The sequence below is a fragment of the Vibrio sp. 03-59-1 genome (genome assembly GCF_013114135.1).
Classification (GTDB): Bacteria; Pseudomonadota; Gammaproteobacteria; order Enterobacterales; family Vibrionaceae; genus Vibrio; species Vibrio cortegadensis.
The window spans coordinates 124,040-149,390 of record NZ_VTYA01000001.1 but is presented as its reverse complement, the minus strand read 5'-3'; the positions used below and the strand labels follow the sequence as shown (position 1 = coordinate 149,390).

24 protein-coding genes are annotated in these 25,351 nt (G+C 42.3%); 13 read left to right on the top strand and 11 right to left on the bottom strand.

Annotated features, from left to right (window positions below):
* Positions 1 to 579: 579 nt before the first annotated feature.
* The 3 genes from malE (at position 580) to malG (ending at position 4,320) form a co-directional block, all read left to right on the top strand.
* On the top strand, positions 580 to 1,761 hold the full coding sequence (gene malE / locus F0249_RS00655; protein WP_171755516.1) for a maltose/maltodextrin ABC transporter substrate-binding protein MalE: 1,182 nt from the start codon (positions 580 to 582) through the stop codon (positions 1,759 to 1,761).
* Between the two features lie 85 nt (positions 1,762 to 1,846).
* Positions 1,847 to 3,418: a maltose ABC transporter permease MalF gene (gene malF / locus F0249_RS00650; RefSeq protein WP_017051654.1), complete on the top strand. Its 1,572-nt coding sequence runs from the start codon at positions 1,847 to 1,849 to the stop codon at positions 3,416 to 3,418.
* 11 nt (positions 3,419 to 3,429) lie between these two features.
* Positions 3,430 to 4,320 (top strand): maltose ABC transporter permease MalG, encoded by an 891-nt coding sequence (malG, locus tag F0249_RS00645; RefSeq protein WP_113798432.1) that lies wholly within the window; start codon positions 3,430 to 3,432, stop codon positions 4,318 to 4,320.
* Between the two features lie 327 nt (positions 4,321 to 4,647).
* Here the strand turns inward: malG and F0249_RS00640 are convergent, their stop codons facing one another.
* Positions 4,648 to 4,893: a hypothetical protein gene (locus F0249_RS00640; protein WP_029203259.1), complete on the bottom strand. Its 246-nt coding sequence runs from the start codon at positions 4,891 to 4,893 to the stop codon at positions 4,648 to 4,650.
* Between the two features lie 177 nt (positions 4,894 to 5,070).
* On the bottom strand, positions 5,071 to 5,556 hold the full coding sequence (locus F0249_RS00635) for an acyl-CoA thioesterase (protein ID WP_017051657.1): 486 nt from the start codon (positions 5,554 to 5,556) through the stop codon (positions 5,071 to 5,073).
* A gap of 285 nt (positions 5,557 to 5,841) precedes the next feature.
* Here F0249_RS00635 and sbcD point away from each other — a divergent pair, with 285 nt between their 5' ends.
* From sbcD to F0249_RS00620, 3 genes are all read left to right on the top strand, one after another.
* A complete protein-coding gene (sbcD, locus tag F0249_RS00630; RefSeq protein WP_171755660.1) occupies positions 5,842 to 7,074 on the top strand; it encodes an exonuclease subunit SbcD in 1,233 nt (410 codons plus the stop codon).
* On the top strand, positions 7,074 to 10,748 hold the full coding sequence (locus F0249_RS00625) for an SbcC/MukB-like Walker B domain-containing protein (protein WP_171755515.1): 3,675 nt from the start codon (positions 7,074 to 7,076) through the stop codon (positions 10,746 to 10,748). The genes sbcD and F0249_RS00625 overlap by 1 nt, the downstream gene beginning before the upstream one ends.
* Positions 10,749 to 11,002: 254 nt before the next feature.
* Entirely contained in the window at positions 11,003 to 11,584 is a 582-nt protein-coding gene (locus tag F0249_RS00620; RefSeq protein ID WP_171755514.1) for an acyl-homoserine-lactone synthase, read from the top strand.
* A 134-nt stretch (positions 11,585 to 11,718) separates the two neighbouring features.
* On the opposite strand, the gene F0249_RS00615 is transcribed toward F0249_RS00620, so the two are convergent.
* The 3 genes from F0249_RS00615 to F0249_RS00605 all read right to left on the bottom strand — a co-directional run bounded on the left by F0249_RS00615 (position 11,719) and on the right by F0249_RS00605 (position 14,397).
* Positions 11,719 to 12,441: an autoinducer binding domain-containing protein gene (locus F0249_RS00615; RefSeq protein WP_017051661.1), complete on the bottom strand. Its 723-nt coding sequence runs from the start codon at positions 12,439 to 12,441 to the stop codon at positions 11,719 to 11,721.
* Between the two features lie 153 nt (positions 12,442 to 12,594).
* Positions 12,595 to 13,356 carry a DeoR/GlpR family transcriptional regulator gene (locus F0249_RS00610; RefSeq protein ID WP_017051662.1) on the bottom strand — a complete coding sequence of 254 codons (762 nt, stop codon included), beginning with the start codon at positions 13,354 to 13,356 and terminating at the stop codon, positions 12,595 to 12,597.
* 147 nt (positions 13,357 to 13,503) lie between these two features.
* A complete protein-coding gene (locus F0249_RS00605; protein WP_113798428.1) occupies positions 13,504 to 14,397 on the bottom strand; it encodes a DMT family transporter in 894 nt (297 codons plus the stop codon).
* 99 nt (positions 14,398 to 14,496) lie between these two features.
* On the opposite strand from F0249_RS00605, the gene F0249_RS00600 reads away from it, so the two are divergent.
* Entirely contained in the window at positions 14,497 to 15,285 is a 789-nt protein-coding gene (locus tag F0249_RS00600) for a helix-turn-helix domain-containing protein (RefSeq protein ID WP_017051664.1), read from the top strand.
* A gap of 140 nt (positions 15,286 to 15,425) precedes the next feature.
* On the opposite strand, the gene F0249_RS00595 is transcribed toward F0249_RS00600, so the two are convergent.
* Positions 15,426 to 15,656: a PAS factor family protein gene (locus F0249_RS00595; RefSeq protein ID WP_029203261.1), complete on the bottom strand. Its 231-nt coding sequence runs from the start codon at positions 15,654 to 15,656 to the stop codon at positions 15,426 to 15,428.
* A 301-nt stretch (positions 15,657 to 15,957) separates the two neighbouring features.
* Between F0249_RS00595 and F0249_RS00590 the strand changes: the two genes are divergently transcribed.
* Positions 15,958 to 16,497 (top strand): manganese efflux pump MntP family protein, encoded by a 540-nt coding sequence (locus F0249_RS00590; protein ID WP_136995096.1) that lies wholly within the window; start codon positions 15,958 to 15,960, stop codon positions 16,495 to 16,497.
* A 142-nt stretch (positions 16,498 to 16,639) separates the two neighbouring features.
* Here F0249_RS00590 and F0249_RS00585 read toward each other — a convergent pair whose 3' ends face one another.
* Complete coding sequence (locus F0249_RS00585; RefSeq protein WP_171755513.1) at positions 16,640 to 17,563, bottom strand: M14 family metallocarboxypeptidase; 924 nt, start codon at positions 17,561 to 17,563, stop codon at positions 16,640 to 16,642.
* 255 nt (positions 17,564 to 17,818) lie between these two features.
* Positions 17,819 to 18,847 (bottom strand): dihydroorotase, encoded by a 1,029-nt coding sequence (pyrC, locus tag F0249_RS00580; protein WP_113798422.1) that lies wholly within the window; start codon positions 18,845 to 18,847, stop codon positions 17,819 to 17,821.
* A 239-nt stretch (positions 18,848 to 19,086) separates the two neighbouring features.
* On the opposite strand from pyrC, the gene F0249_RS00575 reads away from it, so the two are divergent.
* Positions 19,087 to 20,280, top strand: coding sequence for a YcbX family protein (locus tag F0249_RS00575; protein WP_171755512.1), 1,194 nt, complete (start codon positions 19,087 to 19,089; stop codon positions 20,278 to 20,280).
* 127 nt (positions 20,281 to 20,407) lie between these two features.
* Here the strand turns inward: F0249_RS00575 and nadE are convergent, their stop codons facing one another.
* The gene (gene nadE / locus F0249_RS00570; protein ID WP_113798419.1) at positions 20,408 to 21,238 is read right to left on the bottom strand and encodes an ammonia-dependent NAD(+) synthetase; all 831 of its coding nucleotides are present in this window, start codon (positions 21,236 to 21,238) and stop codon (positions 20,408 to 20,410) included.
* 102 nt (positions 21,239 to 21,340) lie between these two features.
* Between nadE and F0249_RS00565 the strand changes: the two genes are divergently transcribed.
* On the top strand, positions 21,341 to 21,853 hold the full coding sequence (locus tag F0249_RS00565) for a nicotinate-nicotinamide nucleotide adenylyltransferase (RefSeq protein ID WP_171755511.1): 513 nt from the start codon (positions 21,341 to 21,343) through the stop codon (positions 21,851 to 21,853).
* 29 nt (positions 21,854 to 21,882) lie between these two features.
* On the top strand, positions 21,883 to 22,368 hold the full coding sequence (locus F0249_RS00560; protein ID WP_171755510.1) for a hypothetical protein: 486 nt from the start codon (positions 21,883 to 21,885) through the stop codon (positions 22,366 to 22,368).
* Positions 22,369 to 22,455: 87 nt separating this feature from the next.
* Here the strand turns inward: F0249_RS00560 and F0249_RS00555 are convergent, their stop codons facing one another.
* Positions 22,456 to 23,064 carry a hypothetical protein gene (locus F0249_RS00555; RefSeq protein WP_017052987.1) on the bottom strand — a complete coding sequence of 203 codons (609 nt, stop codon included), beginning with the start codon at positions 23,062 to 23,064 and terminating at the stop codon, positions 22,456 to 22,458.
* A gap of 178 nt (positions 23,065 to 23,242) precedes the next feature.
* Between F0249_RS00555 and F0249_RS00550 the strand changes: the two genes are divergently transcribed.
* Positions 23,243 to 24,349, top strand: a complete 1,107-nt coding sequence (locus F0249_RS00550) for a 1-acyl-sn-glycerol-3-phosphate acyltransferase (RefSeq protein WP_171755509.1) — start codon at positions 23,243 to 23,245, stop codon at positions 24,347 to 24,349.
* 46 nt (positions 24,350 to 24,395) lie between these two features.
* Here F0249_RS00550 and F0249_RS00545 read toward each other — a convergent pair whose 3' ends face one another.
* The gene (locus F0249_RS00545) at positions 24,396 to 24,998 is read right to left on the bottom strand and encodes a hypothetical protein (RefSeq protein WP_171755508.1); all 603 of its coding nucleotides are present in this window, start codon (positions 24,996 to 24,998) and stop codon (positions 24,396 to 24,398) included.
* 70 nt (positions 24,999 to 25,068) lie between these two features.
* Between F0249_RS00545 and F0249_RS00540 the strand changes: the two genes are divergently transcribed.
* Positions 25,069 to 25,335, top strand: a complete 267-nt coding sequence (locus F0249_RS00540; protein WP_113798411.1) for a DUF1496 domain-containing protein — start codon at positions 25,069 to 25,071, stop codon at positions 25,333 to 25,335.
* Positions 25,336 to 25,351: the final 16 nt, after the last annotated feature.

Here is a 25,351-nt window from a genome sequence, read left to right as displayed (position 1 = left end):
GGTAAGTTTTAGAGAAAGAGAGTAAGAAAAAATGGGTGGTGTCTACGAAATGCGTAGAAATGCACCACCCATCAAAGCCAAGGACAAGTTTGTATCCCCCGACACCAATGAAATGCCTCCCCCGTGAGTAATAACTACCACTTGCAATTCAATTGGTGACAACAAACTAGCCCGGCAATGTAAAACCAGTACTCTAGAAAAGGTAATACTGGAAAAGGGTTCTTACTATCCACTCTTGGATGACTAAAGTTTCTATTATTTGTCTTCTAGCGTCATCCTCCCATAGAAATATTTTAGAGGGGGAGTAGGAGGGGAGGAGCAAGAAAAGAGGAAATAAGGCGTAGTTGGATCAACTTCAAAAAAAATAGGCTTCAAAGAGTGAAATTGGTCACATAAAGATTCTTTTTTGTGATTGGCGTCTCTAACCTTAATCGATGGTGATCACGAAAATGCGCCATAATACCAAGGGCGTAGCCAGTAGGATGATGAGTAAATTATGATTTTCTTCGATGATATACATGAAATAACGGCTCATCCTCTGTGGTGACCCTACTCAAAAAAAATAAAAAGGATATGAACATGAAAAAAGCCCTAAGCACTGTTGCGCTAAGCACTCTTGTCGCTCTAGGTTCTTTTGGTGCACATGCTGCCATCGAAGAAGGACAACTTACCATTTGGATTAATGGTGATAAAGGTTATAACGGACTTGCAGAAGTAGGTAAACAGTTTGAAGCAGACACTGGCGTTAAAGTGACGGTGGCTCACCCAGACGGTCTTGAAGCTCGTTTCCCACAAGTTGCAGCGACTGGCGATGGTCCTGATATTATCTTTTGGGCTCACGACCGTTTCGGTGGTTATGCAGAAGCGGGTCTACTTGCAGAAATCAAACCTTCTAAAGAGATTAAAGAAGGCGTTGTTGATTTTGCATGGGATGCAGTTCAATTTGACGGTAAGCTAATTGGTTACCCAATTGCTGTTGAATCTCTATCTCTAATCTACAACAAAGACTTAGTGCCTAACCCACCAAAAACATGGGAAGAAGTTGAAGCTTTAAATACTAAACTTCAAAAAGACGGTAAGTCTGCAATTATGTGGAACCTAAAAGAACCTTACTTCACATGGCCACTAATGGCTGCTGATGGCGGTTACGCATTCAAATACACTTCTGAAGGTTACGACATTAAAGACGCTGGTATCAACAAACCAGGCGTTAAAGAGTCTATGAACTTCATTAAGAGCCTAATTGAAAAAGGCGTGATCTCTGCAGATATGGATTACTCAGTATCTGAAGCGGCATTCAACAAAGGCAACACGGCAATGACTATCAACGGTCCTTGGGCGTGGGGCAACATTGAGAAGTCTGGCATCAACTACGGTGTGGCTACGCTTCCTAAATTTAAAGGTAAAGCATCTAAACCATTCGTTGGCGTACTAACGGCGGGTATCAGCACTGCTTCACCAAACCAAGATCTAGCAGTTGAGTTCCTAGAGAACTACCTAATGACTAATGAAGGTCTACGTAAAGTAAACAATGATAAGCCACTAGGTGCTGTTGCGCTTAACTCGTTCCAACGTGAACTTGATAGCGATGCTCGTATTGCAGCAACAATGGACAACGCAATGAATGGCGAAATTATGCCAAACATCCCACAAATGAATGCATTCTGGGGTGCTGCGAAAAACACTATCGTGAACGTTGTTGATGGTCGTCAAACTGTAGATGCAGCTCTTGCAGATGCAGAAAAGCAAATGGTTAAATAATTTCGGTTTTTCATAAACCTTTTTAAGGAGGGGGTAACCTCTCCTTACTTTTCAATTTTTTTATATATCGCTAGCAGGTTCTTCTATGCAGTCAGTTCAAGGTACAGATGCTGTGTCAGCACCACCAAGCCTACCAACAAGCAAAAATGTATTTATAAAATGGGCACTTCTTGGCTCCGTTGGTATTATTAATGGCTATGCAACCATCCTAATGTATTCTCGCGGTGAGCTCGCATTTGCGATGCTTACGGTGATTTTAACCACTCTAGCGCTTTACATTTTCGGTAGTAAAAAGACATACGCGCACCGTTACATTTACCCTGGTATTGCAGGGATGATTCTTTTCATTCTTTTCCCTCTTGCATACACGGTCGGTCTTGCATTCACTAACTACAGTGCCAAAAACCAATTATCGCTAGAGCGAACTCAATCGGTTCTTTTAGATAGAACTTACCAAAGTGGCGAAAGTTTCCCTTTCACCCTTTATAAAACAGATAATGGGCACCGCCTATCTATTGATACCGGTGATCAAATCTTAGCAACGAAAGAGTTTGTACTTGAAGGCTTTACAGGTACGAATCTGGACCTTGCTCCAGTACCATCGGTTTCTGGTAAGAAAGAGTCAATTAAGACGATCATCAAAAGTCGACCTATTCTAGGTGCGATTGATCTTCATACGCCTTCTGGTCAAGCAATTCGAATGAGTGGCCTGCGTAAATTTGCGGCTGTTAATTCGTTATATACAATGCAAGCCGATGGCGAAACATTAATTAACAACGAATCCGGCGAAACGCTTAAACCAAATATGGAAGTGGGCTACTACCAGCCAATTTCAGATACTGGTGAATTCATTGGTAGCACTGTTTCTCCAGGTTTTGTGGTTCAAATTGGTACTCATAACTTTGAGCGTGTATGGACTGATGACGGCATCAAAGAACCGTTCATCAACATCTTTGTATGGACAGTGGTCTTCTCGGCAGTCAGTGTAGGTTTAACGCTTGTTATCGGTTTGATTCTAGCAAGTGTTGTGCAATGGGAAGAGTTAAAGGGTCGTGCTATTTACCGCGTACTTCTTATCCTTCCATATGCGGTACCAGCGTTCATTTCAATCCTGATCTTTAAAGGTTTGTTCAACCAAAGCTTTGGTGAAATAAACATGGTACTAGAGAGTATGTTTGGCTTTAGTCCGAACTGGTTCTCAGACCCTGTCATGGCTCGTGTTATGGTGTTGATTGTTAACACATGGCTTGGTTTCCCTTACATGATGATTCTATGTATGGGCCTATTGAAAGCGATTCCAGAAGATTTGTATGAAGCATCTGCCATTGATGGAGCTGGTCCTCTGATGAACTTTAAACGCATTACTGTGCCGCTAATGATTAAACCATTAACGCCACTTCTAATCGCAAGTTTTGCCTTTAACTTTAATAACTTTGTAATGATTCAGCTATTGACGAACGGCGGTCCAAACATGATTGGTACCTCTGAACCAGCTGGTTACACAGACTTACTAGTGAGCTACACCTACCGTATCGCATTTGAAGGCGGCGGCGGTCAAGACTTTGGTTTGGCAAGTGCAATTGCAACGCTAATCTTCCTACTTGTTGGTGGCCTAGCACTACTCAACCTTCGTTTCACTAAGCTATCTCAGGATTAAGGAGCAATATAATGGCAATGGTACAAGGTCAATCACTTAAATACCGTGTATGGGCGACCCATATTGCGCTTTGGATATTCCTATCAATGATTATCTTCCCATTATTGATGGTAATCGCGATTTCATTCCGTGAAGGTAACTTTGCGACAGGTAGCTTGATTCCAGAAAACCCATCACTGGAACACTGGAAACTAGCGTTAGGTATTGCAGTCACTAATGCAGATGGCACAGTAACACCGCCTCCATTCCCAGTATTAACGTGGTTATGGAACTCAGTGAAAGTAGCAGGTATTACCTCTATCTTAGTGGTGTCGCTGTCTACAACGTCAGCATATGCATTTGCTCGTATGCGCTTTAAAGGTAAAGAAACTATCCTGAAAGCGATGATGATTTTCCAAATGTTCCCAGCAGTACTCGCGTTAGTTGCACTATACGCATTGTTTGATAAATTGGGCCAGTACATACCTTTCTTAGGGTTGAACACGCATGGCGGCCTGATTTTCTCTTACCTTGGTGGTATTGCATTGCATGTATGGACAATCAAAGGCTACTTTGAATCGATTGATAACTCGTTAGAAGAAGCCGCTGCTCTGGATGGCGCAAGCCCATGGCAAGCATTCCGTTTGGTTCTGCTTCCACTGTCAGTGCCAATTCTAGCGGTTGTATTTATTCTGTCATTTATCGGTGTGGTGGGTGAAGTTCCTGTAGCGTCACTACTACTTTCTGATGTAAACTCTTATACATTAGCAGTAGGTATGCAGCAATACTTGTACCCTCAGAACTATCTTTGGGGCGACTTTGCGGCAGCAGCAGTGTTGTCAGCATTACCAATTACCGCAGTGTTCTTACTTGCACAACGTTGGCTTGTTGGTGGCCTGACAGCTGGTGGCGTGAAAGGTTAAGAACAGTTCGAATAATAATAGAGCGATCTTTAGATCGCTCATTTATCGATACTTCTATTACACTTTTGGTTTGGCCGCTGATCAGTAGTAGAAGACGAACACTGGCGTTACGCATAGCTGGCTGTTAGTGAGGTTCCTTACGCCGTTTACACTAACAGTTTTGTAACTCAAGCCTAAGCATCTGCTTAGGCTTTTTTGTATCGGTAACATGCCGTATTCGTTAGTGGTTGAGTATAGAGATTTTACGGTGTCTCAAAAGTGAGTGACTAAACGAGTGCGTGAGACCTCAAATAATAAACTGCAACCGTTCACGTTATTACATAAAATTTAGAGTTCGCGATTAGAAGGGGCGTAGCCTAAATATTGCAGTAACACGTAAATGCTTTCTTGCTTTAATGCGACTTTTCGAAAGAGGTTTGCAAACGTATTATCCCCACCGAAGCAGGTCTGAATGTAATGGTCAATTTCCTCATTCGGATAACCTTCAACATACATGGTTCTTACCCACTGATATTCAACGGCACTGGTGTCGATAATGGTCGATTCACTAAGAGTGGGTTTATGTATGCCCAATTTTCATTCCGCCTGAAGATAAATAACTTTAGTTACAGCGAATTAGAACAAATCAAGATGAAAGAAAAATGACAAATCAGTAAGAATTGTTGGATTAAAAAGGCGTTGGAGCGAGGTTTACCACCGCAGAAAATAGAAAGCGGTGGATTTAGAGGGAAATATTGTCTTAAATTGCGGTTACTTGAGTAGCTTTACATGCGCTTCCATCTCTTCACCAATCTGTTTACGCATATTCATCAGTTTGATTGCGGATTCTCGTAACATAATATCTTCCTCTGTCACTGGAACCCACTCTGGGATCTTGGTTGGTTTTCCGTTTTCATCAACGGCAACCATAATCACAATGCAGTGCGTTGTCAGGCGTTTATCTAAATCTTTTGGATCACTGGCCTGCACATCAATCGCAATATGCATAGATGAAGAGCCGGTATAAATAACCTTCGCGCTGACCTCAACTAAATTGCCCACATGAATCGGCGCGACGAAACGGATACCACCAGCATAAGCGGTAATACAATATTTACCACTCCAACCTGCTGAACACGCATAGGCAGCTAAATCGATCCATTTCATGGCGGCACCACCATGAACTTTGCCTCCAAAGTTTACATCGCTAGGCTCTGCTAAAAAACGTAACGTAACATCTCGTTGACCACCACTCATTAGCCATCCTCACTTGAGCTATTTGCATTTAAACAATTTGTATTTAAATAATTTGTATTTGAACTACTTGTGAGTTGATAGTACGCGATATATCAACGCAACAAAAGTGCAAAGTTAATGCAACAAAAAGTGGCTTGGTTGGCTATAGATTCGCTTTAATACGCAAATACAGATAATTAGATGAGTTGTGCTTTTATCTGGCCATCTAAGTTGGCACAATCATGCCATCTCCGCTCTGGTTTCATGACGATGACAGAGCTTTTTTATATTGGGATCTTTCTCGCTATGCGCATTCTTCACACTTCCGATTGGCATTTAGGGCAAAATTTTTTCACTAAAAGCCGTAAACAGGAACATCAACAGTTCATTGCTTGGTTATTACAGTTAGTCCAAAGCCAAAATATCGATGCCATCATTATTGCTGGTGACGTGTTTGACACTGGTTCGCCTCCTAGTTATGCCCGAGAAATGTACAATCAGTTCGTGGTGGATCTCAGTCAGTTGAATTGTCAGCTGGTGGTTCTTGGTGGTAACCATGATTCCGTCTCAACCTTGAATGAATCTAAACAATTATTAGCGTGTTTAAATACCCATGTTATCGCCAATACCAGTGATAACTTGTCTGAACAATTGATTGAATTGAAAGATGAGCATCAACAAGTAGGTGCTCTGTTATGTGCCGTCCCTTTTGTGCGGGCGCGAGACGTTGTTGTCAGCCAATCTGGAGCGAGCGGGACGGATAAGCAGAGAGCGTTGGGTCAGGCGATAGAATCACATTACCATCAACTTTTTGAGTTCGCGGTTGAACAACGATCAGAAAAACAGCTCGATGTTCCAATCATTACTACGGGCCACTTAACCGCCCTTGGTGTTACAACAAGTGACTCTGTTCGCGATATCTACATCGGAACCCTTGATGGCTTTGATGCTAAAGGTTTTCCGCCTGCCGATTACATTGCGCTTGGTCATATTCATCGCCCTCAACTCGTGGCTAAAAAAGAGCATATTCGTTACAGCGGATCGCCTATTCCTCTTAGCTTTGATGAACTGAAGTCTCAAAAACAGGTGGTTATAGTTGAATTTGACACTAGCCGCAATGCACTGGTCTCAACGGTTGAAGTACCCATGTTTCAAGCCATGGCGATGCTAAAAGGCAATCTCGTAGAAATTGAAACCCAATTGGATGACATTACGAACACTGCCGAGAATGCTAGCGTATGGCTCTCTATCGAAGTGGAAGAGCAAGATTACCTCTCTGATCTACAAGCACGAGTACAAAGCATGGTTGAAGGTAAGCCTTTTGAAGTGCTGCAACTACGTCGAGCTCGTGGTCCAAAACAGGCAAGTTTAACCCAAGAGAAGAGTGAAACCTTAGCTGAACTCACGCCTTTTGATGTGTTTGGTAAACGAATTGAACTAGAGACGTTTGAAGGGGAAGAGGAGCAGGCAAGGTTGGCTCGAATGAAAGATAAATTCCGTCAAATTGTCTCCGAAGTAGAACACAAGGAGGCAGACTAATGAGAATCTTAAGTTTACGTTTTTGTAACCTCAACTCCCTTAAAGGGGAATGGAAGATTGATTTTACTCAGTCCCCATTTGTCGATAATGGCCTGTTCGCGATAACGGGGCCAACGGGTGCAGGAAAAACCACACTCTTAGATGCTATCTGTTTAGGCTTGTACCACAGCACTCCGAGGTTAGGAGCGTTATCGACATCGAACAATGAGGTCATGACTCGCGGCACTGCGGAATGTTTTTCAGAAGTAGAGTTTGAAGTAAAAGGCGTAGCTTACCGTTCGTTTTGGAGTATGCGTCGTTCACGCGGAAAAGCGGATGGTAACTTACAAGCCGCGCAAGTGGAGCTTTCTGAAGTTGAAAGTGGCAAAGTTCTGGCTAATCAGATTAAGAAAAAAACAGAGCTGGTAGAAACTATTACGGGGCTCGATTTCGCTCGATTTACAAAATCTATGATGCTGTCTCAAGGTCAATTTGCCGCCTTCCTAAATGCTAAAGAGTCGGAAAGAGCTGAGCTATTAGAAGAGCTAACGGGAACTGAAATTTACGGACTGATATCAGAAAAAGTCCATGAACATTTCAGTACTGCCAAGCAAGAACTGGCTGAGTTAGAGTCACGAGCTCAAGGCGTACAGCTTCTGACTGAAGAACAGAAGAGCGAACTCCAGAAGTCACAGAGTCAGGTTCAAGCTTCAGTAGCTCAAGCTCGTTTACAAGTGGAAAACTGGCTAGCGCATAGAGCCTGGTGGGAGCAAGTTGAGAAAGAGAAAATCAATCTGACTAACGCAGAACTTGAGTTGAAGGGGGCAGAAAACGATAAGGTAGCAGCGCAGGCTGAATTGTTACGTTTGGCTCAAAGTGAACCAGCAGAAAAATTGCGAACGCCATTTACTCTTCTCCAAGACGCTCAATCGCAACAGAGCAAAATTGAGTTGCAACTTACGACCAAGCAGCTGCAATTAGAGCAGATCAATCAACAGAAAACGCTTGCTGAAAATAGACTCAATACGGTGAAAGCGAAACACGAAGAACTTCGATCTGCACATAAAACGCAAGAAAAACTGCTTAATGATCAAGTGATCCCTTTGGATAATCAACTGGCGACGTTGGCATCCCAACTCAGCAAGCTTGCAGAAGAGAAGGCGAAGTTAGAGCAGCAGTTGCAACACTTAACTCAAGGATCCACAGTATTAAACCAGCAGTTGATGGATTGTCAGAGCGCGTTAGAAGTGACAGCGCAGTACCAAGCGCAACATCAAAGTGATCGTGACGTAGCAGAGCAGCTCACTGGATGGAAGCAGCAACATAAGCAGTGGCAAGAGACTGAGAAACAAAAGCTGGAACAAGCGGCGCAAGAAGGAAAATTCGCAGCTGCGATTGCTTCAGAACAGGAAATTCTAGAGGGTAGCACAAAGGCTCAGTTGCAAGCCGATCTCGAATTGAAGCAGGCGAGTGAGCATCATGCTGCCCTGAATCAACAGTGGACGGTATTACTTCAATCGAGTGATAAAACATCTTTAGAGCGTCATTTAAGTCAAATTAGTGAAAAGCTAACATCTCGCCATACGTTGACCAATTTAAACAGTCAATGGCAGCAGTACAATAAAGAACGCAACGACAAGCAAGCTGATAATCAAACACTAGAGGCGAAGCAACAGCAGTTAAATTCGACTCGTGAACATCTAAGAACGCAATATCAAACTAAGAAGCAGCTAATCACTTCTCTTGAGCAACAGGTGGGGCAAGAAGAACATTTAGCTTACTACCGTTCATTACTTAAGCCGAACATGGAGTGTGCGCTATGCGGCTCTGTTGAGCACCCGAATGTGGATTATGCAAACCCGGATCAAACGTCAGATTTATTAGAGCAAAAGCGGAGCGTCGTTGCAGAGTTTGAAAAAATTGAACAGCAAGGGAAAGAGGTGGCCGTTGAATTAGACTCCATTGCTAGGCAGCTGAAAGACAACCTTGAACGCCTAGCATGGCTTAGTACTCAGTTGGATAACGTTCAGCGAGAGTGGCGAAGTCAAACGGCACGCTTAGAGCTTGAGTTAGACATTACACAGCTGGATAAGGTCGCAGAGTTAGGTTCGGTATTAGAGCAAGAGCATAAGCAGATAACCCAGCAACTTGAACAGCTATCACAATTAGAAAAGCAGTGTCATCAAGCTAGCCAAGCTCAGTTAAAAGCGGAGAACGAGCACAATCGCTGTGTTAGCCAAGTTCAATTGCACCAGCAACTTCTTGCAAATCATCAGCAAGCGCAGGCAGATGCGAATGAATCGTTACAGAGATTCGACGTAACATCAAAAGAGCAAATAGCAGTGCTGCTAGAGGCTATAGAAAGCTTAGGCTATCGCATTGATGATGTATCGAAAATTGCGAATTGGTTTGTGAATAAAGAGCAAGACGTTAAATCTTGGCAGGAAAACCAAGATAAGAAGCTTGAGTTAGAAAAGCAGATCGACGCTATTCAGATGGAGCAGAAGCATGGCCAACAGCGCAGTGTTGAATTGATATCTGAAACTCAACAACTGGTCAAAAAATCAGAAGCGCTGACACAGGAGAAAAGTGTCGCGACGCAACAGAGATATACCCTATTTGGTGACAAATCGGTCTCTCAAGAGCGCTCTAGTTTGCAGCGCAATATTTCTGATTCTGAAAATCTGCTTTCGCAACATTTGGCGACAAATAGTGACTTATCGCAGCGTTTTTCAACTATTAGTGGTGAGGTGAACTCTCTAGATGAGTCTCATAAATTGTCCGTTGAGAGTGTCGAGAGTAAGCAGAAAGAGTGGGAGGCATTATTGCAACAGAGCCCATTTTCAACTCAAGCAGATTTGGAAAAATCCTTGTTAAGTGAAGATGAAGTCAAGCGTTTGACCGATCTCAAATTGGGGTTAACAGCGCGATTTGACGGTGCTGGGGCACTGGTGAAAGCTGCACGAGAGAGATTGGATACCTTACAGCGTCATGAGCAAGCTACACAATGGAGCGCGATTGAGCTTGCTGTAGTCTTAACTGAATGCGAAGTCACTCAACAACAAGTGGAACAGTTGACTAAGCGTGAAGGTGAAATCAGCAATGAACTGCATTCAGACGCGCTTCGACGAGAAGGACAACAATCACTATTTGAACAGATTGACGCTTATCGAAAGCAGTATGATGATATCCAGTATTTACATTCGCTTATTGGTTCGCAGAAAGGGGATAAATTCCGCAAATTTGCTCAAGGGTTAACGCTGGATAACTTAGTGTATCTTGCTAATAAGCAACTGGATCGTTTACATGGTCGATACTTACTTCAACGCAAAGAGAGTGACGGTTTAGAGCTTGCTGTTCTGGATACCTGGCAAGGTGATTTATCACGAGACACCAAAACCCTTTCTGGAGGAGAGAGCTTCTTGGTGAGCTTGGCACTTGCGTTGGCGCTGTCTGATTTGGTGAGCCATAAAACCAGTATTGATTCCCTCTTCTTAGATGAAGGCTTTGGTACTTTGGATGCAGAAACGCTCGATATTGCCTTGGACGCTTTAGATAACCTGAACGCATCTGGCAAGATGATTGGGGTGATTAGTCATATTGAAGCGATGAAAGAGCGAATTCCTACTCAATTAAAAGTAACGAAAAAAAGTGGCTTAGGGGTAAGTGTTTTGGATAACCAGTATAGAAATTAATGGTTTGATAAATAAAGCATTTATTTTAAATATAAAAAAACACCTAGCTAATGCTAGGTGTTTTTTTAAGCCGATTCGGTACTGTATTTTATTTTAAGGTGTACCTTTTAAAAGCCAACTGACAGTTAGTTATTCTATCAATTTACATTCGATTTTAGTCTAGATATTGAGAATGCGGTACTGTCCGATCGGACAGGTTTGTAGAATGAGATTATTGCGCATTGTTGTATTTCCACATACAAGGAGATACAACAATGACAATACAAATCCATTCACACAACCTCAATGCAATACCAAAACATGATTACATCAACTTACTGAAATTGCGCTACAAAGTTTTTTCTGCCCGTTTACACTGGGATTTAGAAACCAGCGAAGAGATGGAAACAGACCAGTATGATGTTGAATTAGCTCACTATTTATACGCAATGGAAGACGAAGGTAGTATGGTGGGATGCTGGCGGATCTTACCGACCACAACGGACTATATGTTGAAGAACACCTTTCCCGAACTGTTGGGGGGGATCCGTGCGCCTGTTGATGAGAAGGTGTATGAATTAAGCCGTTTCGCGGTTGATAAAGACTTCTCGCGCAAATCTGGAGGTGTGAGTAATATCACGCTGAAGATGTTCCAATCTCTTTATTACCATGCACAAGACAAACAGATTGATTCTTATGTCACAGTGACATCTGCAGGAGTAGAAAAGCTGATTAAACGTATGGGGATCCCTTGTTCTCGAATTGGCGACCAAAAGGTTCATATGTTGGGTGACACAAAATCGGTCGCTTTGCATATACCAATGAATAATCACTACCGGGAGAGTGTAGGCGCTTAAACGACGTGTGTTTAGTCATCTAGATAGGTGAATGAATCGTCACTTTAGTTAGGTGATAAAGAAACAAAGCATGAGCACAAGTGATTAATCGCTTTGTGCTCATTTTTAAAGGATAGTGTTAACAGAGGATATTGTTAAAGTAGTGGGTTGATATAACCACCTAAAATGGCTTTAGTGATGGCTTGATATCGGTTGGTCGCATTAAGTTTTTTGCAGGCATTACTGATATGGAATTTCGTCGTACGTTCAGAGCAACCAATTATGGTCGCAATTTCCCAAGCGCTTTTCCCTTCCGCCGCCCATGTTAGGCACTGGGTTTCTCTAGCAGTGAGAACCGCTCTTGGTGCTGCATCATTATGACACTTTGCGATGTTGTGGATGTTATTAGACAGAAGGGGAACAATAAGCTGCGATATTTCGATGCTACGGTTTTGCAGTGAGTAGGATTTTACATCCGATGTTGCAAAACTAATCATACCAAACTCACCTCGTAGTCCATGAACGGGGATGCTGAAGCCTTTTTTGAGCCCGTTGCAGCGAGCTTCTTCAAATATCTCGTCGCCGCTATTAGTCAGTTCTTTGATTCTATCCCACTGGATTGGCAAGAAGTTATGAATGCTGTATTTCACAATAGGATCAACATGCATAAAACCAGATTGATCGTATTGTTCGCGCCAGGCAGGAGGATAGTTGTCAGTGAGTAAGGTTTCAGAGGTAGTCAGCGTTGGTTTTAAGGATAACCCAAATAAAAAATACTCATGATCAATGATGTTATTTAGATCAAATAACACACTTTCCAGTTTCTCATGACTTGAGATCTCTCGATTCTCTTCTATTAATCGAAGTATTTTCTTCATCAATAAATAAGACCTTGTGCCAAATATCAGAACTGATTAAATATAAATATATCAGTAATATACAGTATATGCACCTGTTCTGATAAAAAATCATTCCATATTGACTCTCACTGGCTCTTACTTGGTGACATCGATGAAGCATTAAGTGGTGTACTAGACGACTTCAATAGTAACGGAGTTCTCTTTTGCAAAGGCATCGATCTCTTCAGGGGGAGGTGTGTCCGTAATGATGATATCGACATCAGCTATTGTGCCCAGTTTTACCATCGCATTTCGGCCAAATTTAGTATGATCAACCCCGAGCAACACACAGCGGCTATTTTCGATAATAGCTCGTTTGACTCTAACTTCATGATAATCAAAATCAAGCAACGAACCATCGTGGTCGATGCCACTTATTCCTAAAATACCGAAATCTAAGCGGAATTGAGAGATAAAATCCAGTGTCGCTTCACCAGTCACACCACCATCAATATTTCTGACTTCACCACCGGCGAGAATGACTTTAAAGTCGGGCTTGGTCATAAGAATTGTCGCCACATTAATATTATTGGTGACGATCCTTAACTGTTCATGGTTCACCAAAAGTGCTCTAGCGATAGCTTCCGGTGTTGTACCAATATCAATAAATAGAGTGGCGCAGTTGGGGATATGTTTAACCAAAGCGGCAGCGACTTTCTCTTTTTCTGGCTGTAAGGAGACTTGCCTAGATTGATAAGATGAGTTTTCAGAGCTTGATGCTAGTGTTGCACCACCGTGATTACGTCGTAGCTTATTGTCATCTGCGAGCTCATTAAGGTCTCTACGGATTGTCTGAGGACTTACGTTGAATCGTTCGACTAAATCATCGGTACTAACAAAACCATGAGTCTGAACGAGTTCAATAATTTCTTGATGGCGTTTAACTGCTTTCACTAACCAACTTCCTTATTGCGAATATTCATTTTAGTGTACGCTGTGAAGGCGCAATTTCAATAACTTCGAACAAATTCACAGGCTATTGTGCTCGTCTTTGACGTGGATTCACATAAACGAAAGCAAAAAAGAAAATTTACATTGATGTTAAGCTGCACTCTTGGCAATAACGGCAACTTGCTTAGATGTTTTAATTTGTGAAAGAATAACGCCAGATATCACCAAAATACCGCCCATCAGATGATAGCTCTGGATTGTCTCTCCAAGCAGCGTCGAGGCTAACGTGACCGCTATGACAGGTAAAAGATTCATGAACATCGCAGTAGAATCAGCCCCGATGATTGCAATCGATTTTACCCACATCCAAGGTGCAATGACCGATGCCAGAATGGCGGCATAAGCGATCAAACTATAAGACGCTTGTGTGGGTAGTAACTGGTCACTGGTCAGCCAGAGTGGTGTCAGCATAATCACAGCACATAGCCCCTGCATGTAGATGAAAAGCCAGTTAGAGAAAGGCATTTTCCAACGCTTTAGAAGAACGCAATACACCGCATAAATGCATGCCGCGATCACCATTAAGCCGTCACCCTGAGTGATTTCTTGGCGGGTGAAAAATAGCATATCACCCTTCCCGAGCATGAAAGTTAGCCCTAAAAGCGACAGAACCCCACCGACAATGCTTAAGCCTGATACTTTTTTACCTAATAACGGGACGCTAATGAAGACACTAAGCAGTGGAACCAAAGAGATAATAAGAGACATATTTGATGCAGTTGTGGTGAGTCCTGCGTAGTAGCCAAGTGACTGATTCAATACCATGCCGAGTAGAGCAAGAAATGCGATCTTACGGATATAAGGTTTTATGGTTTTCCATTGGCGAATGAGCGATGGTAAGCAGAAAGGCGTTAAAAGAGCCATGGCAAAAAACCAACGGAAAAAGCTCATAGCACTAGGCTCTATTGCTGATGCCGCCAGTTTATTTACGATGGAATTGCCGCCCCAGATCACTACGGTAAAGAAAGGTAAGAGATAATTCATGTGATATCCATCGAGTAATTAATCGTTGGAGCTAGTGTATTTGGTCGCTATAATTATAAATATCTCCAGAAAGACATTCAGCGTGATAGGAAGACAATTTTGAAAAAAACGCCGAGAAAGCTGCACCGATCCTTATCAACGGAAAATGCACCATCAGATGTATTTATGAATTTTGAAGCGTTTTTGTCGAATACTGAAACAAGAACCCACAGCCACGAATGGGGGCAAGTTCAGTTGATCAGTGGTGGGATTTTGGAAATGGAAGCTGAAGGAACCCGTTTCCTTGCTCCTCCCCATTTAGCGATCTGGGTTCCCGCAAATGTGATGCATTGCAGTTATAATCGTAAGCCCCTCGACTACTGTTCACTGAATATTGCTCATCAGCTAACCGCATCGTTTCCAAACCAGACTAGTTTGATAAAAGTCACCCCAATTGTGTCTGCCATTATTGATGACTTACGACGTCGAGATGTCAACATTGCACAATCGGAATCTGACAAGCGATTGGTTCAAGTTTTGCTTGATCAACTGGCAACGGAAGAGGTTGAACACCACTTTCTACCGTCTAGCAATCATAAATACTTAGCGCCTATTCTTGCAGCGATAGAGGAGAACCCAACCGATGATATGTCACTCGCAGATTGGGCAAGCAGAGTTCACACCACGGAAAGAACGCTTGCTCGTTATTGCCAAAGCGAATTAGGGATGAGTTATACCGAGTGGCGATTAAGGGTGCGATATCTACATTCGATGGAGCTACTGCGCAGCGGTCAGTCGGTTAAAGAGGTGGCCTTAACTCTAGGTTACAACCAAGCAAGCCCTTTTATCACAATGTTTAAGCGATATTCGGGGTTCACGCCGGAGCAATACAAAAACCGTTTGCTGTAAGGGATTACACCAACGGTCAGGTTATTAAGAGATCTGTTTAGAGAAAAAGCAATGGGTATTCTTGAGGCGTTGGCGGAGAAGAGCGTTCTTTTAGTCTTCCATGGAATTAGCGGCCTATGGGGGATCATGGCCGCTAATTTTTATTTTTCAGGCGTTTCTAGTGCTCTGATGGCGACGTTTAATGCATTGTCGAAATCTGCCCTTTTCTCTAGTTTTCCAGAGCTTGCTGGTCCGAGTGCGTTTGAATATAACGTTCTTTGCTTATCTAAAGGTAGATCTAATTGATTATATAAATTTTGTCGAATTTCGGCGTGTTGTTCTGGTTCATTATTCGAAAGGTCTATCAGGGTATCGTAAATTAGAGTGGAAATGGTGTTCATCGTAATCCCTTAATTACTGAATGGGTTGCATATTCGTTATATCTGTAAATTCTCCGGACGTCTGCGATGTCAGTCACATAACAATGGGTCTCAGATTGATGTGTGACTTATAACATTCTTAGCCCCATATTCGTCCAACGATCAAAGCAATTAAGGGTAAGATGTAAGCACATGAGAGTGGTGCTTACTGTGTTGGCTTTAAACATTACCTTCTTGTACGGATTGAACTGGAACAAATAGGCTCGCTTATCTATAATGCCACTCCAAAATTTTATACCTCAGGAAATTATCCTTGGTTGATGTCGTTATTTTAGCCATTGCTCTCAGTATGGATGCGTTCGCTGTATCTATTGGTCTTGGAGCAAAACATATTAAAAATTCTAGAGCTTTAGCGCTTATGTCGGGAGTCTATTTTGGTGCCTTTCAAGGCGCGATGCCGCTCTTGGGTTATCTAGGTGGAAAGGGTGTTCTAGGATTTGCTGAGTCATATGCACCTTGGGTTGCTTTTCTCCTTCTTGTCGTGATTGGTGGTAAAATGATTCACGAATCGATGTCGGACGGAGCAGAGAAAAATATCCGTGATATAACCCATAAAGTGATGTTTTTTCTCGCGATAGCAACCAGTATTGATGCCATTGCAGCAGGCTTCACTCTTTCGGTTCTTGATGTTAATCCGATGATAGCGTGTGCTATTATCGGGCTAATAACCTTCGGATTTAGTTGGGGGGGAATTTTTATCGGTTCTAAATGTGGAACTTGGCTGGAAAGTAAAATGGAATTACTTGGAGGCGTGACACTTATACTGATAGGTATAAAAATTGTTTGTACATAACCGCAGACCGCTCTTTGCCTAATATCGATTTAGTATCTAGAAACACGATTGGATCGCTTCGGCTTCGCTTACTGATAAGTGATAATAAATTATCAGTAAGCGACGATGCAGCTAAAAGCATAATTAGTTAAATTGAATTACCCTACACTGAGTGCTCAATCAGGTAATTTAACCCACCCACAATGGCTGCGACTTGAGCTTTATTACACTCTTCATCTGTCACCTTCGGGCTATCAGGATAAACTTCTGTTGTTGAACCAAATTTGCAATTCGTCATTCCACCGCAAAGAGAAAGCTCAGTCATTGGGTAGTTGATGACTCCTTCTTGAGTGACTGGAGAGCCAATAATATTGCCGTCAGAATCTGGCGGAGCGATATGAGTCACTTTTCTTACTGAGTCTATGATTGCTTTTTGGAAGGCTTCAACAGGCTGTTCCGAATCTCCCACGGTATAAAACCCATCAGGCACCTCTTCTTCGATATACTCCACACCGTCGCGAGCAGCAAGTGCAGGCATAAATTCAGATTCATCCGTGTCTGTTGTTTCATGCAGGTCTATGTGCATGAGAAAATCAGTGTTGAGAGCGTTAACAAACTGCATCACTGATGCGGATTCTTCTGCTGGGCTATTGGCATAAAACGAACGGTTAGGATCGATAGCAAGTGGGTTCCAACGGTTAATCGTTTCGTAACCCCAAGGGCTAATACACGGCGTTACGACAAAATTGAAGCGGTCTAAATAGTGGTGAACCTGAGTTTGTAGAAAGGTCAAAGCCCCCTGAACACCACTGGTTTCATATCCGTGAACGCCGCCAGTGATTAAAATGGTCGGTTTTGAGGGATCCCAATTTTTAGTTTTAATCGCAAAAAGAGGGTAGCGGTCAGGGTCGTAGCTCAGTGCACCGTATTGTTCGATGTCAAAATCAGCGTTTAGTGCTGTGATTTTTGAAACCACTTCTTCTTGGTAAGAGCGTTTAATTGTGACTTGTTCACGCCATGCGTCTTTCTCTTTCTGCGTCCATTTGACGCCAGCGGTTCCGATTGGATAAAAGTATGAGCTTTGCATTGCCGAGCCTTGTTTTTGAGATGCTTGTTTTACGAGAGTAACAGCGGAAATGAATCGAGCAAAAGATTTTTTAAAGTGAATAGATTTCAGGGGCGAATCGGTGCGTAGAGGTGATGAATCTTGATAGTTGATAGTTGATAGCTATTGATTGTTCCGCTCAGCTGAATGCTAAGTCAATAAAAACGGCAATGAACATTATCGCTCATTGCCGTTATGTCTGAGTTGAATTCTAGATTAATTTAGCACAACGAATATTTACTTAACCGTCCAAGCAATGGTCTCATCAGCTCGGATTGGCACAACAATATCTTGTCCAAAAGGCATGGTTGATGCAACGGTCCACTCTGCTTTAACGAGTGTGACTGTATCGGTATTACGCGCTTGCCCATAAAAATCAGGGCCATTGTGACTTGCAAATGCTTCTAAGTTTTCAAGCTTGCCTTCTTGTTCAAAAACTTCAGCATACAGTTCTAGTGCGGCATGAGCGGTATATGAACCAGCACAGCCACAAGCGGCCTCTTTTTTACCCTTACCATGAGGGGCAGAGTCGGTTCCTAGAAAGAACTTTTTGCTACCACTGGTTGCGGCTGCAATTAAAGCTTGCTGGTGGGTGTTGCGTTTTAAAATTGGCAAGCAGTAAAAGTGAGGTTTAATTCCGCCAACTAACATGTGGTTGCGGTTATACAGTAAGTGGTGAGCAGTAATAGTTGCCGCAACGTTGTCGTTTGCACGGTTAACAAAATCGGCGGCATCGGCTGTTGTGATATGCTCTAACACGATTTTTAGGTTCGGAAAGTCATTCACAATTGGAGCGAGAACGGTATCTAAGAATGCCTTCTCGCGGTCAAAGATATCGACATCATGAGCCGTGACTTCGCCGTGAATGAGGAGCAGCATACCAACTTCTTGCATCGCTTCTAAAACCGGATAAATATTTTTAGCACAAGTGACACCAGAATCTGAATTGGTTGTCGCGCCAGCAGGGTAGAGCTTCGCAGCAACAACAGCACCTGATGCTTTTGCAGCACGAATTTCATCGGTAGTGGTATTGTCTGTTAGGTAAAGCGCCATCAAAGGCTTAAATTGAGCACTTGGCTTTTCTGCCATGATACGCTCGCGGTACGCTAACGCCATTTCAGTATCAGTGACGGGTGGGATGGTATTTGGCATGATCAAAGCACGGCCATTGTAACGGCTAATGTCTCGAACGGTGTCCGCAAGAACGTCACCATCACGAAGGTGAACATGCCAGTCGTCTGGACGAGTGATCGTAAGTGTTGTCATTTATAAGCTCCCACCAATGAAAATAGTTATGTGATTGGAGCCTAAATAGAGCGAAAAGTGTGAATGCAATCGCTTCCGTTTAGGCGACAGGATGATAGAGGAAATACTATTTGATTTCATCTTCTTTCTGACTTTTCCTTCGTATTTCTGGGATGACGGTGAATTCTTTTGTAAGCAGAAGTTTGTTAGCATGGCAAAATAGAAATGTTAGATACTGAACACAAAGGATAGGGTTAGTAATGTCATCTCAAAATACAACACCTCGCAGCAAAGTCACTCAACACACAGACTCCACCCCAACACTTACTCAAATTAATGTTTACCCTGCTAAATCTGTTGGAGGGATCTCGCTTTCAAATTCATGGGTAGAGAAGCAAGGTTTAAGCTTCGATCGTCGATTTATGATTGCGCTGTCTGATGGAAGCATGGTGACCGCTAGAAAATACCCAAAGATGGTGAAAGTGAAATCTTGCTTAGTCGCGGATGGCGTTATGTTTACGTACCCCGGAATGCCTGCCCTAAAACTGGTGTATTCGGAATTCAAAATGCAAGAGTCACCAGCACAAGTATGGAAAGATACCTTTACTGCATATACCACGACGGATAGTGCTGATGATTGGTTTAGCCAAGTTCTCGGATTGCGAGTAGAGTTTCTATTTTGTGGGGAGCAGTCTAATCGAGTGCGCGAAAAACTTGGCCATAATGTCAGTTTTGCTGATGGTTACCCTGTGCTTATTATTAGCCAACAATCATTAGATGAGCTGAACAGACGTAGTCCTGAATTTCACTCAATGGATCAATTTAGAACCAATTTAGTGGTGTCTGGTTCTGAGCCATTCATTGAAGATAGTTGGAAGCGTATTCGTATAGGTGAAGTAGAGTTTGAAGCAGTAAAGCCTTGTGAACGCTGCATTCTGACTACCGTCGATGTGGAAAAAGGCGAATTCAGAACAACGAAAGAGCCGCTGAATACACTATCTCGTTTTCGCGCTAATGAGCGTGGCGGTGTTTTCTTTGGGCAAAACCTAGTGGCAAAAAATGAAGGATTGATCCAAGCCGGAGATGTAATCGAAGTTTTAGAAACCAAAGAGAAAGAGTTCTATCAAGATACTTCAAGCGGGAATGTTGGTGAAAATGAAGGCGTTGACGATCTTCAATTAGTCGCGGCAGAAGAAAAAGCGCTGCAATTGAGTGTGAATGGCTATCTGTTTGAAGGGAATAACCAAGATACATTACTGAAACAAGCCGAAAACGCTGGGTTGTCGATTATGAATAGTTGCCGTGCTGGCATCTGTGGTGCGTGTATGATGACGTTAGAGTCCGGCAAGGTCGATCATTTTGATGCTCCTGCTATACAAGATGAAGAGAGGAGCATGGGGAAAATTTTAGCCTGTTGCTGCGTCCCTAAAACTGATATCGAAGTGATCGATTAAGCTTCGTGTTCATATCTTGTGATTTAAAAAAGGCTAACAACGAGTGTTGTTAGCCTTTATGCTTTTTAGAGCTTAGAGCTTAGAGCTTAGAGCTTAGAGCTTAGAGCTTAGAGCTTAGAACTTAGAGCTAGTCATAGATCGTAGGAATTGGCTGACGCTTGTGTTGAGTCGCTTTATAAATATTCACTAGACGGTCGGTGACATCTTGTGAAACAGGCTTGCCTTCCAAAAAGTCGTCAATCTGTTCATAAGACAAATCCAAAGCATCTTCATCCGCTTTTTGTGGATCAAGTTCTTCTAAATCTGCGGTAGGCACTTTTTTCACTAACTGTTCAGGAGCACCTAAAGTTGCGGCTAACTCACGGACTTGGCGCTTGTTTAGTCCAAACAGTGGCGCCATATCACAAGCACCATCACCAAACTTAGTATAGAAGCCAGTGATGTTCTCAGCTGAATGGTCAGTACCAATCACTAAGCCGCCAACATAGCCTGCAATTTCATATTGCGCTGCCATTCGTGCTCGTGCTTTAACATTGCCTTTAACAAAGTCGATTTTTGCTGAGTCAGTTGGAAGAAGGTTCGTGCCTTCTAAAGCAACATGAGAAGCTGAATGTAACCCATCAACGCCTGCTTTAATGTTGACAGAAACAGAGTGACTCGGTTGAATAAAAGAGAGCGCTAGTTGTGCTTCATCTTCATCTTTTTGTTCACCGTACGGAAGGCGAACGGCAATAAATTGATAAGCCTGCGAGTTTGATTCTGTATTTAGGGCATCAATTGCCAATTGCGCAAGTCGGCCACAGGTTGTGGAGTCGACCCCACCGCTGATGCCAAGTACTAACGATTTACAACCCGATTGTTGTAGCTTGTTCTTGATGAATGCGACGCGGCGATCAATTTCAAAATGAGCATCAATTGATGGGAGAACACGCATTTCATCTCGGATGAGTTGTTCCATTAGAGTTCCTTTTCTGCAAGCAATATAAAAAATAGTGAAATTAGTAGTATCATACCGAATTCATTTGATTAAAAAACTCAATTTAATAGGCGAAAGTCAGGCATGAAGAAAATAGCAGTGTTTGGGAGTGCGTTTAATCCGCCAAGTTTAGGCCATAAGAGCGTTATTGATTCATTAACCCACTTTGATTGCACTTTATTGGTTCCTAGTATTGCCCATGCATGGGGCAAAACCATGCTGGACTATGATATACGTTGTGAACTTTTGGATGATTTTATCTCTGATCTCGCACTTCCAAATGTACTGCGTTCAACCGTTGAGCAAGAATTGTACCTACCGGGGAAAAGTGTCACCACTTTTGCGGTCTTAAATAGAATTCAAGAATTGTACCCACATGCCGATATAACCTTTGTTATAGGACCAGATAACTTTTTCAAGTTTTCAAAATTCTATAAAGCGGAACAAATAATGCATCGATGGTGTGTGATGGCGTGCCCTGAAACAGTCAATGTTCGCAGCACGGATATCCGTAATCGATTAATGGCTGGTGAGGCAATTGATGATCTAACCACGGTTTCGGTTAGTAAAAAGTTGCAACACAGCAATCTGTATTAGATAATTAAGCGCTAATCTAATGAGGTCCGATGACTATGCTAAAAAAGATGTTCATAGCTTCTATGCTAACTGTGGCTTATGCGCCATCGATTTATGCTGGGTGTGACTTTTTTAGTAATGAATCCGTCATGTTGGAGTCAAAATCCAGTTGGTGTGACTCAATAGCCAATGGCGTTGATATGATTAGCTCACAAGTCTCGACATTAGGAGGCTTGCTTGAAGAAGAAAAAATGCCGAATACTTACTGGGCAGAGTGGGCATTAAGGCCAGAAGATGAGCCTATCTTAACGAAAAATATATCTAGTAATTACATTGGTCTAGGCATTTGGATGCCAGATGAGTTGGCTGAAAATGAAAACCAAATGACCACAGAAGAGTGGCTGACTAATCACGGTTTACAGATCAGTATTGGCCTGGGTGAGAAAAAAAGCGGTGAGCCTAGAATGCGTTTTGATTACCGTTGGCATGAAGTTTATCAAGGCGATGTCATGATGCAGATCGAACTGCCATTTTAGACTTTCAATGATCTAATAAAGCCGCTAAGAGGAGAGCCTCTCAGCGGCTTTTTGCTATCTAAAAGAATGCTTAAACTAAAGGAATGTTTAAAGCTCACTTCCAAATACAAGCAGACATAACTGCTCAAACTCTTCTTCTTTACCGGAGAAAAGTTGCTCAATAATAAGTGCTTTCTTTTGACCAGATTGAAGACGCTTTTTGCTCTCGCGCATTGTCATGACTAAGATATTTATCTGCTCTAGATCAGAACTCTTTCCAGGCTCCCATTGATTAAACTCACGACTTAGCTGAGTTTCAATTAACGTTGGCTGAAGGGAGAGAACTTCCTCTTTAAGTACCGCTAATAGATCTTTCTCATGCTGTGGAGATAGCTTCTTTTGAGTTAGCTTATTTAATACGGCACGTGAGAGTTCTGATAAGCGAACTAAACCCGATTGAGTTGGGAACTTGTCAGTAAGCCGAATTGAAAAATCAACACGTTGAATATGAGTATTTGGAAAAAAAGTGATTGAAGTTAGGCAATCAAATGGCACCCAGATGGTTTCCCCTTGTTCAATAGCGTATTCAGTTTTTCCAAGCTTAATTAAGAGCAGGCCACTTTGGACGGTGATTAAACTATGCTTGAGCACTTTTTTTCTTGGGGTAATGACCAAGTAAGGGTAGCTAGTGTTCTGGTGTTCAATCGCGTAATTCATAGTGTAAACCTAAATTTATGGGGCGATAAGATTAACGGTTATGATCAAAAATTCCAACTATAAGTCTGATATTTGGAGATAATCTGGTCTGACCTTGTCAAAAGTATGGACTATGTAGCTGCGAGTGTCGTCAACAATGCGTAGAATGAAGAAGCTTTTTTATTTGATGTAGTGAAAAATGACTTCTAATACCGATCTTTATGCTGATATCCGTCCTTACAATGATGATGAGATCCCAGCTGCAATTAATCGTCTCATTAATGACGAAGAGTTTATCAATGCTATTCTAGAACATCGATTTTCAAATCACGCGACTTGGTTTAAAACTTTAATGAGTCCTGTTTTGCGTGTTTACCTGAAAGTTAAGTGGAGTAAATACCGTTCTGTTGATGCTATCCAGCTTGAAGTAAAAAAGTATTTAAAAAATACTCTGAATACGACAACGGATGGGGTGACTTACTCTGGGCTTGATGCTTTAGATAAAGATACGGCTTATTTATTTGTGTCTAATCACCGAGATATCGCGATGGATCCCGCTTTGGTCAACTATGGTTTGTATCAAGAGGATCACAGAACAGTTCGTATTGCTATCGGTGATAATTTATTAAAAAAACCGTGCGCCGCAGACCTCATGAGGATCAATAAAAGTTTTATTGTGAAACGTTCTGCAAAAGGACCTCGTGAAATGATGAAAATGCTTGGGCAGCTTTCTTCATACATCAAGCACTCATTAGAGACTGGAAATTCTATTTGGATAGCGCAAAAAGAGGGGAGAGCAAAGGACGGGAATGATTTTACCGATCCTGCGATCCTAAAAATGTTTCATGTGGAAGGGCGTAAGCAAAAAACACCTTTTTCAGAATATGTAAAATCACTGAAAATTGTGCCAGTTTCAATATCGTACGAAAATGATCCGTGTGATATCGCTAAAGCCCGTGAGCTATACGAAAAAGCGACACATGGCGTTTATGAGAAAGGTGAGTTTGAAGATATCGAAAGTATCATTCAAGGGATCATTGGACGTAAATCTCGTGTACATGTCGCATTTGGTCAAGTGATCGAAGATGATTACGAAACGCCTGAAGCATTAGCAACGGAAATTGATCGTCAGATACACCGCAATTATAAATTATTCCCGATTAACCTTCTGGCTGAAGGTAAGGAAGATAGCTCAATAACAGAGGCGACCCGTAGAGATTTTGAATCAAAATTGGAGCAACTTCCATTGGGGGCGCATCAGTATTTGATTGATAGCTACGCAAACCCGGTGAAGAATCAAGCATAAGAAAGAGAGGAGCGATAAACGCTCCTTTTTTCATATCTGAGACAGATTATTTTGCAACGGCGCCACCTAGATTGAGTTTTGATGGCCATTTTGAAATACGATTGCCACCCAGAAATATGTTACCTTTAACGGTCATAATATCTGGAAACTCGGTAAGACCAGATCCCCCAATATACAGGTCTCCATCTACCTCTAATCCGTTAGGTAATGCGGTCAAAGGCGTTCGGATTAGGCTTAAATCACCTTTTACTTTCAGTCGATTCGGTAATTTGGTTAGCGGTGTATCGGTTAGGTTGAGGTATCCGCCAACTTTAACGCCTTTGGGCCACGACTGAATTTGTGTTCCAATGAAATTGGCGTACCCTTTTATAGACGTACCAGCTTTAATTTGTTTTACCATGCTATTTGAAGCGTCTAAGCTACCAAGGACCTTTAAACCAGCAGGCAAGCGAGTGATACTGGTTTTTGCAATATTAAGATTACCCTTAACTAATAAATCATTTGGTAGCGAGGTGTAAGGTTTATTGCGCAGGTAAAGATTGCCATAGTTATCTAAATGGTTCAGCAGTTGGTAGGAATCTAAGGGTGCGGAATGGATCGCTTGTGATGCGAAAAGCAGAGTGGTGGCAAGTAATATCGTTTTGTACATCAGGGGAGCCTACTTTTCGGTTGCTATCGCTATTGGCTGTAAGCAATAAATATCTATATAGAGTAGTGTAATGAAGTTTTTAAACAAAATCATACTATTTACTGGGATCAGTTTATGTACCAATGCAGTGCAGGCCAAAACCGTTTCAACTCCCAGCGCCGCTCTCATCATAACTGAAGAGTTGGGACAAAGAGTCTGCTATTTCGAAGATAAAGCCTATACCATAGGTGCTGTTATTCAGGTTTCAGATATTTTACTTGAGTGTGTTGCTGAGAAGAGTTTTGAGACCAATGGAGCGTTGAAATGGGTGAAGTTAGACGTTAAAAACGAGCAATAGTGCTCGTTTTATTCGT